Annotated in this window: 1 protein-coding gene; it reads left to right on the forward strand. The window is 56.7% G+C overall.

Features of this window, described 5'->3' with window-relative positions:
- Positions 1-240 (forward strand): IS1 family transposase (locus tag SB773_RS34275; protein ID WP_410594971.1); only part of this gene is annotated, 240 nt, incomplete at both ends.

Consider the following 240-nt stretch of genomic DNA (forward strand, 5'->3'; position numbering starts at 1 on the left):
GGGCTATGTCGGGGCTAAATCGCGCCAGCGCTGGCTGTTTTACGCGTATGACAGTCTCCGGAAGACGGTTGTTGCGCACGTATTCGGTGAACGCACTATGGCGACGCTGGGGCGTCTTATGAGCCTGCTGTCACCCTTTGACGTGGTGATATGGATGACGGATGGCTGGCCGCTGTATGAATCCCGCCTGAAGGGAAAGCTGCACGTAATCAGCAAGCGATATACGCAGCGAATTGAGCG

The organism is Bacillus sp. SIMBA_074, assembly GCF_046534555.1.
GTDB lineage: Bacteria > Bacillota > Bacilli > Bacillales > Bacillaceae_G > Bacillus_A > Bacillus_A mycoides.